This is a genomic window from Pseudaeromonas sp. HNCC25DJ182 (genome assembly GCF_055413365.1).
Genome location: NZ_JBVAYG010000002.1, coordinates 190,778 through 205,800, shown reverse-complemented (window position 1 = coordinate 205,800; position 15,023 = coordinate 190,778). Strand labels below are relative to the sequence as shown.

Genomic DNA, 15,023 nt, shown 5'->3' with positions numbered 1-15,023 from the left:
ACAAAAAAACGGGCCCTCGCTAGAGGGCCCGTTTTCAAAAGATGGTGCATCCGAGAGGATTCGAACCTCTGACCACTCGGTTCGTAGCCGAGTACTCTATCCAGCTGAGCTACGGATGCATGAGTAAGGTAAACAAAAATGGTGCATCCGAGAGGATTCGAACCTCTGACCACTCGGTTCGTAGCCGAGTACTCTATCCAGCTGAGCTACGGATGCACAATGCAATGGCGGTGAGGGAGGGATTCGAACCCTCGATGCGGCTTTTGACCGCATGCTCCCTTAGCAGGGGAGTGCCTTCAGCCTCTCGGCCACCTCACCGTTGCGGGTGCAGATATTACTGTGCAGGGAAAATATGTCAAACCTTTTTTCCCCACAACTCTCTGTTCGCACAGCAATTAGGCAGATTGAGCACGAGTTATGCTAGGAGAGGAAAAAACAACCTAAGACCAACCATCAACATGGTACTAAAACAAAGGCGGCCCAGTGGCCGCCTTGTGTATCAATAATTACCTTCTGCGCCTGTATCATCGCCCTTCTCGGCTTGAATACGCATATAAATTTCTTCGCGATGAACGGACACTTCTTTTGGCGCATTCACACCAATCCGAACCTGATTACCTTTCACGCCCAGAACAGTCACCGTTACGTCGTCACCAATCATCAGGGTTTCACCCACGCGACGTGTCAAAATCAGCATTCAGTTGCTCCTTGGTTCCCATGGAACAGATTATTGAATAGTCATTATCTCTGATAATGCAGAAAAAAATAAGCTCTATCTAGCACCGCATTTCATCAGTCACCAGCTTCAGCCCAATAAAGGACTGCTGTAATGCCTGGACCGCAGATTCAACATCCACCTCTGCGATCAGCACCGAGATAGTCTGCTCAGACGTTGTAACCGAATCAACTCGAATATTCAGTACCGCCAACGCAGTAAGCACGACATCCATGATGCCGGGTTGCAGCCACAGAGCGGATCCGCTCATCGATAGTCTGGCAATTGCCTGGGGCGTCTGAATATGCGCATCCCCCCACCTTGGCACCAGTTGTTCGAGTATAGCCAGCGCGGGCTGATAATCATCCTGATGAACGATAAAGCTAAAACTCGCCCTCCCATCATCCTGAGCATGCAGCGCCATGGCATCCACGCCGATCCCGGCTTCGACCAAGGGATACAGAATCAGAGCCGTTGTTTCCGGACTATTTGGCACCCCAGAGAGAACAAACTGGCGCTCATCGCGCACCACAGCAAGCGTAGATAAAGCAGGCATGGATTTAGATTCGAGAACATCTGACATCAGGAACTCTTGGATGATACCAATGGATGGGGTGTGGTTGCAGGGTCGTTGATCCGGGCTTGTGACGCACAGATCGCCCCATGAGATATAGAGTGGAAGATGATAAAGGGGCTTCCGCAGAAGCCCCTCTACACCTAGAGGTTTTACAGGCGCTCTTCCAACCAGGGGAGCACACGCTCCAGTGCAGCAGGTAAAGCTTGGGGCTCGGTGCCACCGGCTTGCGCCATATCGGCACGGCCACCGCCCTTACCTCCGACTTGCTGCGCAACCAGATTGACCAAGTCTCCGGCTTTCACCTTGCTAGTCAAATCATGGGTCACCCCGGCAATCAAACTGACTTTGCCATCCGCAACTGTGGCCAGCAACAAGACCCCTGATTGCAGGCGGTTCTTCAGTTCATCCAGAGTGGTACGCAGGCTCTTGGGATCGACACCTTCCAACTCGGCAACCAGTACTTTCTGCCCATTGATTTGCACCACCTGGGTCAGCAGGTTAGCACCCGCGTGGGCTGCCAGCTTGGCCTTGAGTTGTTCCAGCTCACGCTCCAGAGAGCGGGTGCGATCCATCACCTGGCGCACTTTGGCGGCAATGGAGAATTGATCGCCCTTGACCAGGGAGGCAGTCTCATCGATCTGCTCACCCAACTGATGCATGTAATCAATAGCCACCTGTCCGGCTACGGCTTCAATCCGGCGAATACCGGCGGCAACACCACTTTCGGCGATGATCTTGAAGAAACCAATATCCCCGGTGCGAGATGCATGAGTTCCACCACACAGCTCGGTAGAGAAGTCTCCCATGCCGACCACGCGGACTTCGTCGTCATACTTTTCGCCAAACAACGCCATGGCCCCACTCTGCTTGGCATCGTCCACCGACATCAGACGGGTTTCGACCGGATGATTCTTCCGGATCTCAGCATTCACCAGCTCCTCGACCCGACGGATGGTTGCCATGGTCAGCGGCTCGAAATGCGAGAAGTCAAAGCGCAAGCGCTCAGGCCCAACTTGCGACCCCTTCTGCGCCACATGTTCACCGAGCACTTTGCGCAGTGCAGCATGCAGCAAATGGGTGACAGAGTGATGGGCTGCCGTCGCCAGACGACGCTCGCCATCCACCTCAGCCAGAACCAAATCGTTCAGCTTGAACTGCCCACGTTCCACATAGCCCTTGTGGGCAATAGCTTGACCCAGTTTGATGGTATCGGTGACGGCGAAGACGTTATCGCCATGGTGCAGCAGGCCTGCATCCCCCAACTGACCACCCGATTCGGCATAGAAAGGGGTGTTGGCCAGAATCACCAGCGCCTCATCGCCTTCGTGGATGGTTTCCACCTCGGCATCCTGTTTGATAAGAGCCGTAATGGTTTCTTGCGCAGTCAGATGCTCATATCCGGTGAATTGGCTGGTCTGTTCAATCTTGAGACGCTTGTTGTAGTCGACGGCAAAATTCGAAGCACCCTTGCCCCGCTCACGCTGCTTTTCCATCTCACTCTGAAAGCCTGCTTCATCGATGCTGTAGTTGCGGTCTCGCACCACATCGGCGGTCAAATCTGCCGGAAAGCCATAGGTGTCATACAGCTTGAACACCACCTCACCCGGAACCACCTTCACATCACCCAGCGCGGACAGCGCCTCTTCGAGCAGCGCCAAGCCCCGATCCAGAGTGCGCACAAACTGCTCTTCTTCTTGCTTGAGTACACGCTCAATAACCGGTTGTTGGCTGTGCAATTCTGGATAGGCATCTCCCATCTGCTGTGCCAATTCGGCTACCAGACGATAGAAGAAGACCTCTTGCGCACCCAGCTTGCGACCATGACGTACGGCGCGACGAATAATACGCCGCAACACATACCCTCGCCCTTCATTGGAGGGCATGACCCCATCGGCAATCAGGAAGGCACAGGAGCGGATGTGGTCCGCAATCACGCGCAGGGATTTGTTAGCCAAGTCCTCGATCCCGACAACAGCAGCAACCTGTTTGATCAGCGCTTGGAAGATATCAATTTCATAGTTGGAGTGGACGCCCTGCATGATGGCAGAGATCCGTTCAATTCCCATCCCAGTGTCGACCGAAGGCTTTGGTAACGGCTCCATCACGCCATCAGCTTGACGGTTGAACTGCATGAACACCACGTTCCAGATCTCGATGAAACGGTCACCATCTTCCTCGGCAGAACCAGGAGGACCGCCCCAGATATCAGCACCGTGATCGTAGAAGATTTCGGTACAAGGACCGCAAGGGCCTGTGTCGCCCATCTGCCAGAAGTTATCGGACGCATAGGGGGCGCCCTTATTGTCACCGATGCGCACAATCCGCTCTGCCGGTACGCCGATCTCCTTGGCCCAGATGTCATAAGCCTCGTCATCGGTGGCGTAAACGGTAACCAACAATTTTTCTTGTGGCAGCTTCAACACCGAGGTTAAAAAGCGCCACGCGAAAGTAATGGCATCACGCTTGAAATAATCGCCGAAACTGAAATTACCCAGCATTTCGAAGAAGGTATGGTGCCGAGCCGTATAACCGACGTTATCCAGATCGTTGTGCTTACCACCGGCACGAACACAGCGTTGTGACGAGACGGCACGGTTATAGGAGCGAAGATCACTGCCTAAGAACACATCTTTAAACTGGTTCATCCCGGCATTGGTAAACAGCAGCGTCGGGTCGTTGTGGGGTACCAGCGAGCTGGAAGCCACAACTTGGTGGCCTTCGGAGCGAAAATACTCGAGAAACGCGGTGCGGATCTCTGATGTCGACATGTACATGAATAAACCTGCTTGGTTCTGAAATGGGGTTGGCGCTTAACCGCCATAATTTAAGAGTTATCCCGCCCAAAGTAAAACCATGAGCAGGAAAAGCGCACGAAGAGAGAGCATTTGGCGGTAGTTTGGTGGCTTATCACTGTCTTCCTTACTGGATAAGGTGTCGTAAGCGCACAAACTTGAAAACCTATATCGATGAAAAGAACACCAGCTTATTCGTCATCACTCGGGGTTAACGCATAGCGAGCTTGCTCGGAGGTAAAGCCTCGACGTTGTAAATAGGCAAGCAACTTCCCGCGCGCAATCCGGTCTAACGTAGCCGGTTCGCTAACCTTACGCACAGCCTGCTGTTTAGCCATCGCAAACCAGTCGATCTCGCAGGCATCCAACGCCAGCTTGATTGGTTCAGCCGGTAACCCTTTGAATCGGAGCTCTTGCATCACTCGTATCGGCCCGTAACCACGATTGGCGCGGGAGCGGATAAAGACCGCCATCATCCGTGCCTCATTCAACCAATCCAGAGCCCGGCAGCGTGCGATCACCACCGCCAGAATGGTGGCAGGATACTCGTTCCCCAGCTTTCTGCAGATCTCTTGTTCACTGTATTCACGGCGGGCCAGCAGACGCATGACCCTGGACAAGGCCTGCTTGTATTCAGCTGTCATCTGCACCTGGTCAGCCTCGGCGGAAAACGACATAGCCGACAGATCCTCTTTTCTTTCAAGGTTCAAACCCACACTCCATGGTAAAACCTCTATAAACAATCAGGCCGACATAATGTCGGCCTGATGGGTTGAATTACAGCGCTTCTTCGTCGTACGCCAGGTCATCTTTTTCTTCGGCACTCGGCGTAAAGACATCGGCCTCAATAACAGGCTTAGCACCCTCTTTGTTCAACAACAAGGCTCGAAGCTGCTGCTCAATCTCATGGGAAACAGAAAGATTCTCTTGCAGGAACTTCATGGCATTCGCCTTGCCCTGACCAATCTTCTCCCCTTTATAGGCGTACCAAGCACCTGATTTATCGATTAGCTTGCACTTGACTCCCAGATCCACCAGCTCGCTCTCCTTGGAGATCCCGGCACCATACATGATCTGGAAATCAGCCTGCTTGAATGGCGGTGCCACCTTGTTCTTCACCACCTTGACGCGAGTCTCGTTGCCGACAATCTCGTCGCCATCCTTGATGGCGCCCGTGCGACGAATATCCAAGCGCACCGAAGCATAAAACTTCAGGGCGTTACCGCCTGTGGTAGTTTCCGGGTTACCGAACATCACACCAATTTTCATCCGGATCTGATTGATGAAAATCACCAGGCAGTTGGCATTCTTGATGTTGGCCGTCAGTTTGCGCAGTGCTTGCGACATCAGACGCGCCTGCAAACCAACATGGGTATCTCCCATCTCGCCTTCAATTTCTGCCTTCGGTGTCAACGCAGCCACCGAGTCGATGATCACCACATCCACCGCGCTGGAGCGAACCAGCATGTCGCAGATTTCCAGCGCCTGTTCGCCCGTATCTGGTTGCGACACCAGCAGATCATCGACCTTCACGCCCAATTTTGCGGCGTAAATTGGATCGAGCGCATGCTCGGCATCGATAAATGCACAGGTCTTGCCCATCTTCTGGGCCTCGGCGATGGTTTGCAAAGTCAGCGTCGTTTTACCAGAAGACTCAGGGCCGAAAATTTCGACAATGCGCCCACAGGGCAAACCACCAATCCCAAGAGCAATATCCAATGACAGTGAACCAGTCGAGATGGTTTCCACATCCAGGATTTGATTATCCCCCAGACGCATAATTGAACCTTTACCAAACTGCTTTTCGATCTGACCGAGCGCTGCGGCTAAGGCCTTTTGCTTGTTTTGATCCATGCTAATCTCCGCCGAAGGCTGATTCACTGACACACTGGAAGTTGATAGGGGAAGTATACTGTTTGCTTATACAGTATCAAGTAAATTTTACTGTATAAGTTTACACATGCCTTGCAACGCGATCTCGATTGCCTGCTCACGGATCTCTCGCCGGTCACCGCTGAGATGAAAACACTCAGTCACCAGCGTCGCGGAGGGGTCCGCACTCCGCGCCCATGCAAACCACACGGTACCGACCGGCTTATCAACAGTGCCACCTTGCGGCCCAGCAATCCCGCTAATCGCGACGCTGATTTGAGCCACTGAATGCTGCAGGGCACCGAGCGCCATAGCACTCACCACCTCGCGACTGACAGCACCGTGAACCAGCAAGATGCTTTCTGCCACCCCGAGCATCTGCATCTTGGCCACATTGGTGTAGGTAATAAAACTGCGATCAAACCAGGCTGAGCTCCCGGATATATCCGTGATCGCGTAGGCAACACCTCCGCCGGTACAGGACTCTGCCGTGGTTGCCTTCAATTGATGGGCTTGCAGTTTAATCCCCAATTGCCGCGCCCAAGTTTCTATATCTGGATTCATGCTGACCCGCTTGTCGTAGGAACGCGGACCATTATGCAACCAGGCTACTTTGCCTCGCAACTGCTGGCTCGCCCCTTACAACGACACAAAATTATCATATTGATTTATAAGACAAACAGTTAACAGCAAGCATGGCGCGCAGCGATCTGCAGACACAGATAGTGCTAAAAATCCTGATGCGCAAGCGCCAATTCAATGAGCGGATGAAACATGAAGCAAGGAGTAGCGTCCCGAAGAAATATAGAAGCACACGACGTCGGCGAACCAAAAAAAAGCCGGTCAAACCGGCTTTTTTTGTGCAGAAGGAGCAACCAATCAATCAGCAAACGGATGACGCAAAATCATCGTTTCATCCCGATCCGGACCGGTTGAAATGATATCAATCGGCACACCGGTAATAGCTTCAATACGACGGATATAATTCCTTGCCGCTTCCGGGAGGGCCTCTAGGGTCTTGGCACCGAAGGTGTTTTCACTCCAGCCCGGCATACTTTCGTATACGGGTTCCACCAGTTCGTAGTCATCTGCAGCCATGGGCGGCACATCACGAATGGAACCATCCTGGAACTTATAACCCGTACAAATTTTTACGGTTTCCAGCCCATCCAGCACATCCAGTTTGGTCAGACAGAAGCCGGATACTGAATTGACCTGGATAGCCCGCTTCATAGCCACAGCATCAAACCAGCCACAGCGACGTTTACGTCCGGTTGTAGCACCAAACTCATGTCCTTTGACACCCAGACGCTCACCGATTTCATCATGCAACTCAGTCGGGAATGGACCGGACCCCACTCGGGTGGTGTACGCCTTGGCGATACCGAGCACATAATCGACAAACCGAGGGCCAAAACCAGAACCGGTAGCAACACCACCAGCCGTGGTATTGGAAGAGGTCACATAGGGATAGGTGCCGTGATCGATGTCCAGCAAGGTGCCCTGAGCGCCTTCAAACATCAGGCGATCGCCACGCAGACGCGCTTTATCCAGCAGATCGGTGACATCAACCACCATGGAAATCAGCAGGTCAGCATAGCTTTTGGCTTCAGCCAGAACGGCCTCGTAGGAAACAGCCTCAACCCCATAGTACTGGGTCAGCTGGAAGTTATGGAACTCCATGACTTCTTTGAGCTTCTCGGCAAAGGTTTCCATGTTGAACAGATCACCAACCCGCAGACCGCGGCGCGCAACCTTATCTTCATACGCAGGACCGATACCACGTCCCGTGGTACCAATCGCCTTGGCACCTCGTGCTTTTTCACGGGCCTGATCCAAAGCAACGTGATACGGCAGAATCAAGGGGCAGGCTTCGCTCAGCAGCAAGCGCTCACGCACTGGTACGCCACGAGCTTCCAGCTCTTTCATCTCTTTCAGCAACGCATCAGGTGCCAACACAACTCCATTGGCAATGATACATTTGCAGTTGTCACGCAGGATCCCTGACGGGATAAGGTGGAGAACGGTTTTCTCACCGTCGATGACCAGGGTATGGCCGGCATTATGGCCGCCCTGATAGCGAATTACATACTGTGCCTTGTCGGTCAACAGATCGACAATTTTGCCTTTACCTTCGTCACCCCATTGGGTGCCCAAGATTACGACGCTCTGTCCCATCTTCATTATCTACAGTGTGGTTAAAAAAGGATTCTACCAAAGTTTGAGCAATGCCGGAATCATCTTGTGGTCGTTTTCCCAGCACTCAGACCAGTGAAAATACTCGGCCTCGGCCGCGCCAAGACGTATACCGCAATCCGGGTAGTGAAACAACTTAAGCGACCCATAGCAGGAGCGTTTAGGCTGGATGGCTCATCGCAAATCCTCTGTCTCTTGTATCTTCCAGGTAGATGCTGAAGCCATCGAGTCGGAGATCCCAGTCATAAACATGGTAAATATCGGTAAAGGCACTATTTCAAACCAAAATAAAAAGGGCCCCATCTAATGAGACCCTTCGGATCAGAGCATAAACTCAGTGTTTAGCTGCGGGATTCGCCTGCTTGAAGTAACGGAAGAAATCATCATCCGGTTTGAGGACCATGAAATCATTACCTTGTTCAAAGCTCTTCTTGTAGGCCTCCATGCTGCGGACGAAAGAGAAAAACTCAGGGTTTTTCTTATAGGTGTCCGCATAGATCCGGGTCGCTTCAGCATCCCCTTCCCCGCGGAGTTGCCGTGAACGGCGCTGAGCATCAGCCAACATGATAGTGACCTTGCGATCAATATCGGCGCGAATGAATTCAGCCTTCTCACGCCCTTGGGATCTGTGTTCTCGGGCAACCGCATTACGTTCAGCACGCATCCGTTGGTAAATAGAGTTGGATACTTCCAGCGGCAAGTTGATCTGCTTGATACGCACATCGACTACTTTGATCCCAAGTTCGGAAGAGCTGGCCGAATTCAGTAACGCCTTTTGCATCACCTCAGTGCGCTCACCAGAGACAATATCCTTGATTGAACGACCACCAATTTCCGAGCGCAAGCCGTTATTGATCTTTCGTTTGAGCAGTGCCTCCGCCTGGACCCGATTACCGCCCCCCGTAGCCAGGAAGAATTTGGCAAAGTCTTCGATCCGCCATTTCACATAGGAGTCGATGATCAGATCCTTTTTTTCCGAGGTTACGAAGCGATCCGCCTGGGCATCCATAGTCTGGATACGGGCATCCAACTTACGCACCTCATCAATCATCGGCACCTTGAAATGCAATCCGGGCTCATAGACATGAGGCAAACCTGAATCATTGTCCCGTTTGACTTTACCAAACTGCACCACAATGCCAGCCTGGCCCTCATCAATCACAAACAGGGTGGAGGAGAGCACTACGGCCGCGATGGCGACAACGCCTAATACAATCTTCTTCATCGCTTAATATCTCCCGCTCGTCCGATCGCTACTGCGTAAGGGCACGCTAGCCTGTCCCATGGTATCCGGTGTCAACTCATCTGCCGCCGAACGCGTAGCGGATGGTACCGAGGCGGGCTGACGAGGTGCATTCGCTGACTTACCTGGCGCCATTTTATCCAGCGGTAGATAGATCATGCTGTTCGAACCTTCTGGCAGCGCAACAAGAACCTTGTTGGCCTTGCTGTAAATCTCTTCCATGGTTTCCAGATAGATACGTTCACGCGTCAGATCAGGGGCGGCTAGATACTGCGGCAACAACTCGTTGAAACGGGCAACTTCACCACTGGATTTCAACACCACCTGCTCTTTGTAACCCTGAGCTTCCTCTTCCAGACGCTTCACCTGTCCACGAGCTTTCGGCTCCACTTCACGAGCATAGGCCTCAGCTTCACGAATGAAACGTTCTTCATCCTCCTGGGCGGAGATCGCATCATCGAACGCATCTTTAACTTCTTCTGGCGGACGGGCCGGCAAGAAGTTCACATCCACCACCACAATCCCCATATCATAGGGTTCTATGGTCTGCTCCAGCTCCTGCCAAGTATCCTGACGCACCTTCTCGCGCCCACGAGTCAATACCTCATCCATGGTGGTATGCCCGACCACATAACGCAGGGCGCTATCCGTTGCCTGACTGAGGCTATCATCGGCATTGGTCACACTAAACAAGTACTTACGAGCATCAGCGACTCGATACTGCACATCCATTTCGACACGAACCACGTTCTCATCCTGAGTCAGCATGAAACCAGCCGCTGGCAAAGAACGAACCGACTCAACGTCGACGGGGATTACCTGGTCGATAAATGTGGCCTTCCAGCGCAGGCCTGGCTCGACGCTTTGATAGAACTTACCAAACCGCAACACCACACCACGTTCGGCTTCCTTGATGGTATAAAAACCACTGATCACCCAAGCGACCAAGGCAACCATGACAATCAAAACAATCCCCAGGCTGCTGACGTCACCACCAGGGCGACGGCCACCAAGAAGAGCGGATAATTTCTGCAAAAAATTACGAAACACCTTGTCCAAATCAGGGGGCGTCTGGTTCTTACCGCTGTTCCCCCACGGATCTCGGTCTTTCCCATTATTTCCGGGCTCATTCCAAGCCATTGGCGTCTCCAAATTTTTGTAGTTTGATGAACTCTATCAAGCAATCAGCTGACAATAAAGGCAGAGAGCGCTTCACCTTCCTGCTTCAACAAGCGATTCCAGTCACTCTGTGGCATCCGGATTGCCAACAACAAGCTGCCATGCTCGGTGATCTGTTCTGACTGTATGGCTTTCATTTGATAAAGCAGGCTCCGCAAGCGGCCCGCCGAGGATGGGAGTTCAAGTCGATGTTGTGCAATCCCCGGCAACAGAAACTCACCGATCACCTGCAATAACAACTCCAGCCCCTCCCCAGTCAAGGCCGAAACCCATACCGCCCGAGGTCGGCCGCCATCATCCCGCTCTACGCGCGGAACTGTGTCGGGAAGCATGTCGACTTTGTTATAGACCAGGAGCTGTGGCAATTCATTAGCTTCAATTTCTTCCAGAACCAGCTCGACCTGTGCAACATTGTCTTGCAGTCGCTCATCGGCGCAATCAATGACATGCAGTTGTAAATCAGCTTCGCGGGTTTCCTGTAGCGTCGCTTTAAATGCGGCGACCAGATCATGGGGAAGGTGACGAATAAAACCAACTGTGTCCGCCATGATCACGGTGCCAATATCCTCGATCTGAATACGGCGCAATGTCGGATCCAGAGTCGCAAAGAGTTGATCGGCAGCATAAACGTCAGACTGTGTCAGGCGATTAAACAAGGTTGATTTACCTGCATTGGTATAACCCACCAGGGATACCACCGGGATCTCGTTGCGTATTCTGGCCCGACGCCCTTGTTCGCGCTGCTTTTCGACCTTTTCCAGGCGCTTGAGAATATTGGTGATCCGTTCGCGGATCAGACGACGGTCCGTTTCCAGCTGAGTTTCGCCTGGACCGCGCAAGCCAATCCCGCCTTTTTGTCGTTCAAGGTGGGTCCAGCCGCGGACCAGCCGGGAAGAGATATGTCTCAGTTGCGCCAGCTCGACCTGCAACTTTCCCTCATGGGTTCGGGCTCGTTGGGCAAAGATGTCCAGGATCAGAGTTGTGCGATCCAGAACGCGACATTCAAACAGCCGTTCAAGATTTCGTTCCTGCGCAGGAGTCAGTGCATGGTTAAAAATGACGACATCAGCCCCCAGATTTTTAACTTCCATGGCCACTTCCTGGGCCTTGCCCGTGCCAATGAAAAATTTGGGTTGCGGATTACTACGTCGGCAGGTAATGACGGACAGCACATTGGCGCCGGCCGAGCTGACCAACATCCGTAGCTCGGCCAGATCTTCCCGTGCGCCTTCATCCGTGAAATCAACGTGAACCAGAATGGCCTGTTCGCCAGCTTCATAACGGTCAAACAAGCAAACGCTCCTTAAACAGAGGCAAAACGCACTCCAGGAAAAAACTCATCACAAGAAACATCGAGCCGGGAGGCGAATCACTCTTCGCTCTGACCATCGACGCCGGTACCACCGGTATGCTGATGGTGCGGCACAGCGCGCGCAGGTACCACAGTAGAAATGGCATGCTTGTACACCATCTGACTGACGGTGTTCTTCAGCAGAATGACAAACTGATCAAACGACTCAATCTGACCTTGCAGCTTGATTCCGTTGACCAGATAGATAGAAACAGGAATACGCTCACGACGCAGCGCGTTCAAAAACGGATCCTGAAGTGATTGCCCCTTAGCCATATGTTTTAATCCTTATATTTTGTAGTACTAAATTATTGCCATTTCTTTAAAAAGACGTTAGCGATTATAGCGTGCTCACTCACAGGAACCAACGTCGCGCAAAATGATATCAGGATTCAGCTGGCTTCCTGTCTCCAGCCAAATCAAAGGATGTGACCAACCTCTCAACCAGGTCATCTGCCTTTTGGCTAATTGGTTAGTGGCAACGATGCCACGATACCGCATTTCTGCATAATCTAGCACCCCGGACAAATAATCCCACATTTGACGATATCCGACACAGCGCATGGACGGCAACTCCGGATGCAGATCGCCCCGCGCCACCAAGTTCCTCACTTCAGCCTCAAAACCAAGCGCTAACATGGCATCGAAGCGTTCAGCAATCCGCTGCCGCAACATCTGGCGATCCAGAGGCGCGATAGCATATTGCAACGTCTGGTAGGGTAAACCGGGCCCCTGCTGTTGTGTCAATTCGGTTAAGGTTTTACCGGTAATTCGGAAAACCTCGAGTGCACGGGAAAGACGTTGGGGATCGTTGCGATGTATACGTGCTCCGGCAACCGGATCGATCCGGCACAACTCGGCGTGTAACGCTCCCCATCCCGACTCGGCTGCCTGTGCTTCAATTGTGGCGCGGATGTGCGGATCCGCCTCCGGCAATGGCGACAAGCCCTCCAGTAGTGCCTTGTAATAGAGCATGGTACCACCCACCAGCAGCGGGATGCGGCCCAGGGCGCTAATAGCCGCCATTTCCTGCAAGGCATCCTGACAAAAATCGGCAGCAGAATAACTCTGCAACGGATCTCGAACATCGATCAGTCGATGCGGAGCGACGGCCAGCTCAGCCGGAGTCGGTTTGGCGGTACCGATATCCATGCCCCGGTAGACCAGGGCGGAATCCACACTGATGATATCGCATGGCAAACGCCGCACCAGCTCCATGGCCAAGGCACTCTTGCCCGAGGCGGTAGGGCCCATCAAAAAAATGGCCAGAGGTTTACTCATGCCGCAATAACTCCTCAATCACGGGATCCAATGACAAGCTCCTGGCTAGTTCAGGCAAGCACAAAAGCTCTGGACATTCGTCCTCGATCTCCACCAGCAACTGCATGGCGGCAGACAAGGAGCCATCCTGACGAGTGGGCGCCAGACTGGCTAGCCACTGGCAGAGTTGTTCTTGCGATTCAAGGCTCTCATCCTGCGCTCCCAGCCGCTCCAACAGGGTCACCAGAGTCGCCACCAGATTACTCTGCCGTAAAACAGCAGGCACCCGCAGCACGGTGATGCTGCAGCCATGGCCAGCTCGCCACTCCAGACCCAAACGCTGAATCCAGTCAGCTCGCTCATCCAACCGAGACCTGAGCTCAGGCTCAAGCACTAGGCTCACCGGCATTAACAACGGTTGTGCGATCAAACCGGTCCGGAGTTGCTTCTTGAGTCGTCCCACCAGCAACAGTCGCTCAGCATGCGCGACATGTAGCAGTCGGAACTCGTTCCCCTGTTGCCATAACAGGATCTGCGGGTGCACAAAGGATAAGGCCCGACAGAGCTCACCTGACGGCGACACCTCGGCACCATGGGGACTGGTTTCAGGCAGGGCCAGAGGGGTCATCAATGCCTGGTAACCATCCGTTGCAGCGCGACTCGGAGCCTTAGGCGCGGAAGTCTGATAGCCATGTTCCCGAGGTCGCAGGGTGGCGGCAGCGTAATCGCCGACAGGCCGTTCCCGTAACGTCGGGGGAACTGCATCATTTCGAGTCGCAGGTGGCGTAGCCGACGCGACATGAGGATCCACTCCGTCACGGGTTTGCTCGACAACAAATCCCTGCTGCAATCCATCTCGCACCACTCCGACCACAAAATCATGTACCAGCCGGGATTCATGGAAACGAACCTCATGCTTAGCCGGATGCACATTCACATCGACCTGATGGGAGTCCAGCGTGAGATACAGAACATAGGACGGAGAGCATTCCAGGCCAAGAGCCTCCAGATAGCCCTGACGAATGCCGTGATTGATCAACTTATCGCGCATCACGCGCCCATTGACGTAGCAGTACTGGATTTCTGGAGTGGTATCCGTCCGACGAGCCGGCGGTAGTAACCAGCCTTGCAGCGTCAACCCCAGATGCTCGCTGCGCACCTGGATGGCATCGGTCAGAAATGCGGAGCCACAGGCACTGGCGATGCGGCGTAACCGCTCTTCATCATGGACGGCACTCCGGTACTGGCGCACCACTTTGCCATTATGTTTCAGTATAAATGTCACATCGAACCGGCTGAGCGCCAGACGACGGATCAACTCATCGATATGACCATATTCTGTTTTTTCACTGCGCAAAAACTTACGCCGAGCGGGGGTATTGAAAAACAGGTCGACGACTTCCAGGGTGGTGCCCACTGGATGGGCGGCCGGGCGAACCTGAACTTCCATATCCCGTCCCTCGGCCGTTGCTTGCCAGGCTTCGGTTTGTTCCGCAGTGCGAGAGGTCAGAGTCAACCGGGAGACCGAACTGATGGAGGCCAGCGCCTCCCCGCGAAAACCGAGGCTGCAGATAGCTTCCAGATCATCCAGCGAACTCACCTTCGAGGTTGCATGACGCGCCAGCGCCAGAGCCAAATCGGCTTGAGGGATACCACTGCCGTTATCGCGGATCCGGATCAGCTTGCAGCCGCCTTTCTCCAACTCAATCTCGATGCGCGAGGCTCCGGCATCCAGACTGTTCTCGACCAGCTCCTTAACCACAGAGGCTGGACGCTCGACCACCTCACCGGCGGCAATCTGGTTTGCCAGGATCGGCGGTAGAATACGAATTGGCATC

The 15,023-nt window shown here is 53.3% G+C and carries 13 protein-coding genes and 3 tRNA genes; all 16 read right to left on the bottom strand.

Annotated features, from left to right (window positions below; translation table 11 throughout):
* Positions 1 to 42 precede the first annotated feature (42 nt).
* A tRNA-Arg gene (locus ACZYUB_RS02820) sits at positions 43 to 119 on the bottom strand.
* A 20-nt stretch (positions 120 to 139) separates the two neighbouring features.
* Positions 140 to 216: transfer RNA gene (locus ACZYUB_RS02815), tRNA-Arg, on the bottom strand.
* 9 nt (positions 217 to 225) lie between these two features.
* A tRNA-Ser gene (locus ACZYUB_RS02810) sits at positions 226 to 318 on the bottom strand.
* A 181-nt stretch (positions 319 to 499) separates the two neighbouring features.
* Complete coding sequence (gene csrA / locus ACZYUB_RS02805) at positions 500 to 697, bottom strand: carbon storage regulator CsrA (protein ID WP_460882673.1); 198 nt, start codon at positions 695 to 697, stop codon at positions 500 to 502.
* 79 nt (positions 698 to 776) lie between these two features.
* A complete protein-coding gene (locus tag ACZYUB_RS02800; RefSeq protein ID WP_463945358.1) occupies positions 777 to 1,298 on the bottom strand; it encodes an ACT domain-containing protein in 522 nt (173 codons plus the stop codon).
* Positions 1,299 to 1,441: 143 nt separating this feature from the next.
* Positions 1,442 to 4,066, bottom strand: a complete 2,625-nt coding sequence (gene alaS, locus ACZYUB_RS02795; RefSeq protein ID WP_463945357.1) for an alanine--tRNA ligase — start codon at positions 4,064 to 4,066, stop codon at positions 1,442 to 1,444.
* 209 nt (positions 4,067 to 4,275) lie between these two features.
* Entirely contained in the window at positions 4,276 to 4,794 is a 519-nt protein-coding gene (locus ACZYUB_RS02790) for a regulatory protein RecX (RefSeq protein ID WP_463945355.1), read from the bottom strand.
* Positions 4,795 to 4,861: 67 nt separating this feature from the next.
* Positions 4,862 to 5,938 carry a recombinase RecA gene (gene recA / locus ACZYUB_RS02785; protein ID WP_463945354.1) on the bottom strand — a complete coding sequence of 359 codons (1,077 nt, stop codon included), beginning with the start codon at positions 5,936 to 5,938 and terminating at the stop codon, positions 4,862 to 4,864.
* Between the two features lie 87 nt (positions 5,939 to 6,025).
* Positions 6,026 to 6,520, bottom strand: coding sequence for a CinA family protein (locus tag ACZYUB_RS02780; RefSeq protein WP_463945527.1), 495 nt, complete (start codon positions 6,518 to 6,520; stop codon positions 6,026 to 6,028).
* Positions 6,521 to 6,835: 315 nt separating this feature from the next.
* On the bottom strand, positions 6,836 to 8,134 hold the full coding sequence (locus tag ACZYUB_RS02775) for an adenylosuccinate synthase (protein WP_463945353.1): 1,299 nt from the start codon (positions 8,132 to 8,134) through the stop codon (positions 6,836 to 6,838).
* A gap of 352 nt (positions 8,135 to 8,486) precedes the next feature.
* Entirely contained in the window at positions 8,487 to 9,377 is an 891-nt protein-coding gene (hflC, locus tag ACZYUB_RS02770; protein ID WP_463945351.1) for a protease modulator HflC, read from the bottom strand.
* A gap of 3 nt (positions 9,378 to 9,380) precedes the next feature.
* The gene (gene hflK, locus ACZYUB_RS02765) at positions 9,381 to 10,535 is read right to left on the bottom strand and encodes an FtsH protease activity modulator HflK (RefSeq protein WP_463945350.1); all 1,155 of its coding nucleotides are present in this window, start codon (positions 10,533 to 10,535) and stop codon (positions 9,381 to 9,383) included.
* A gap of 44 nt (positions 10,536 to 10,579) precedes the next feature.
* Entirely contained in the window at positions 10,580 to 11,866 is a 1,287-nt protein-coding gene (hflX, locus tag ACZYUB_RS02760) for a ribosome rescue GTPase HflX (RefSeq protein WP_463945348.1), read from the bottom strand.
* Positions 11,867 to 11,943: 77 nt separating this feature from the next.
* Entirely contained in the window at positions 11,944 to 12,201 is a 258-nt protein-coding gene (gene hfq, locus ACZYUB_RS02755) for an RNA chaperone Hfq (RefSeq protein WP_463945346.1), read from the bottom strand.
* A gap of 75 nt (positions 12,202 to 12,276) precedes the next feature.
* The gene (gene miaA / locus ACZYUB_RS02750; RefSeq protein WP_463945345.1) at positions 12,277 to 13,206 is read right to left on the bottom strand and encodes a tRNA (adenosine(37)-N6)-dimethylallyltransferase MiaA; all 930 of its coding nucleotides are present in this window, start codon (positions 13,204 to 13,206) and stop codon (positions 12,277 to 12,279) included.
* Positions 13,199 to 15,022, bottom strand: a complete 1,824-nt coding sequence (mutL, locus tag ACZYUB_RS02745; protein WP_463945343.1) for a DNA mismatch repair endonuclease MutL — start codon at positions 15,020 to 15,022, stop codon at positions 13,199 to 13,201. Before mutL ends, miaA begins: the two co-directional genes overlap by 8 nt.
* Position 15,023 lies beyond the last annotated feature (1 nt).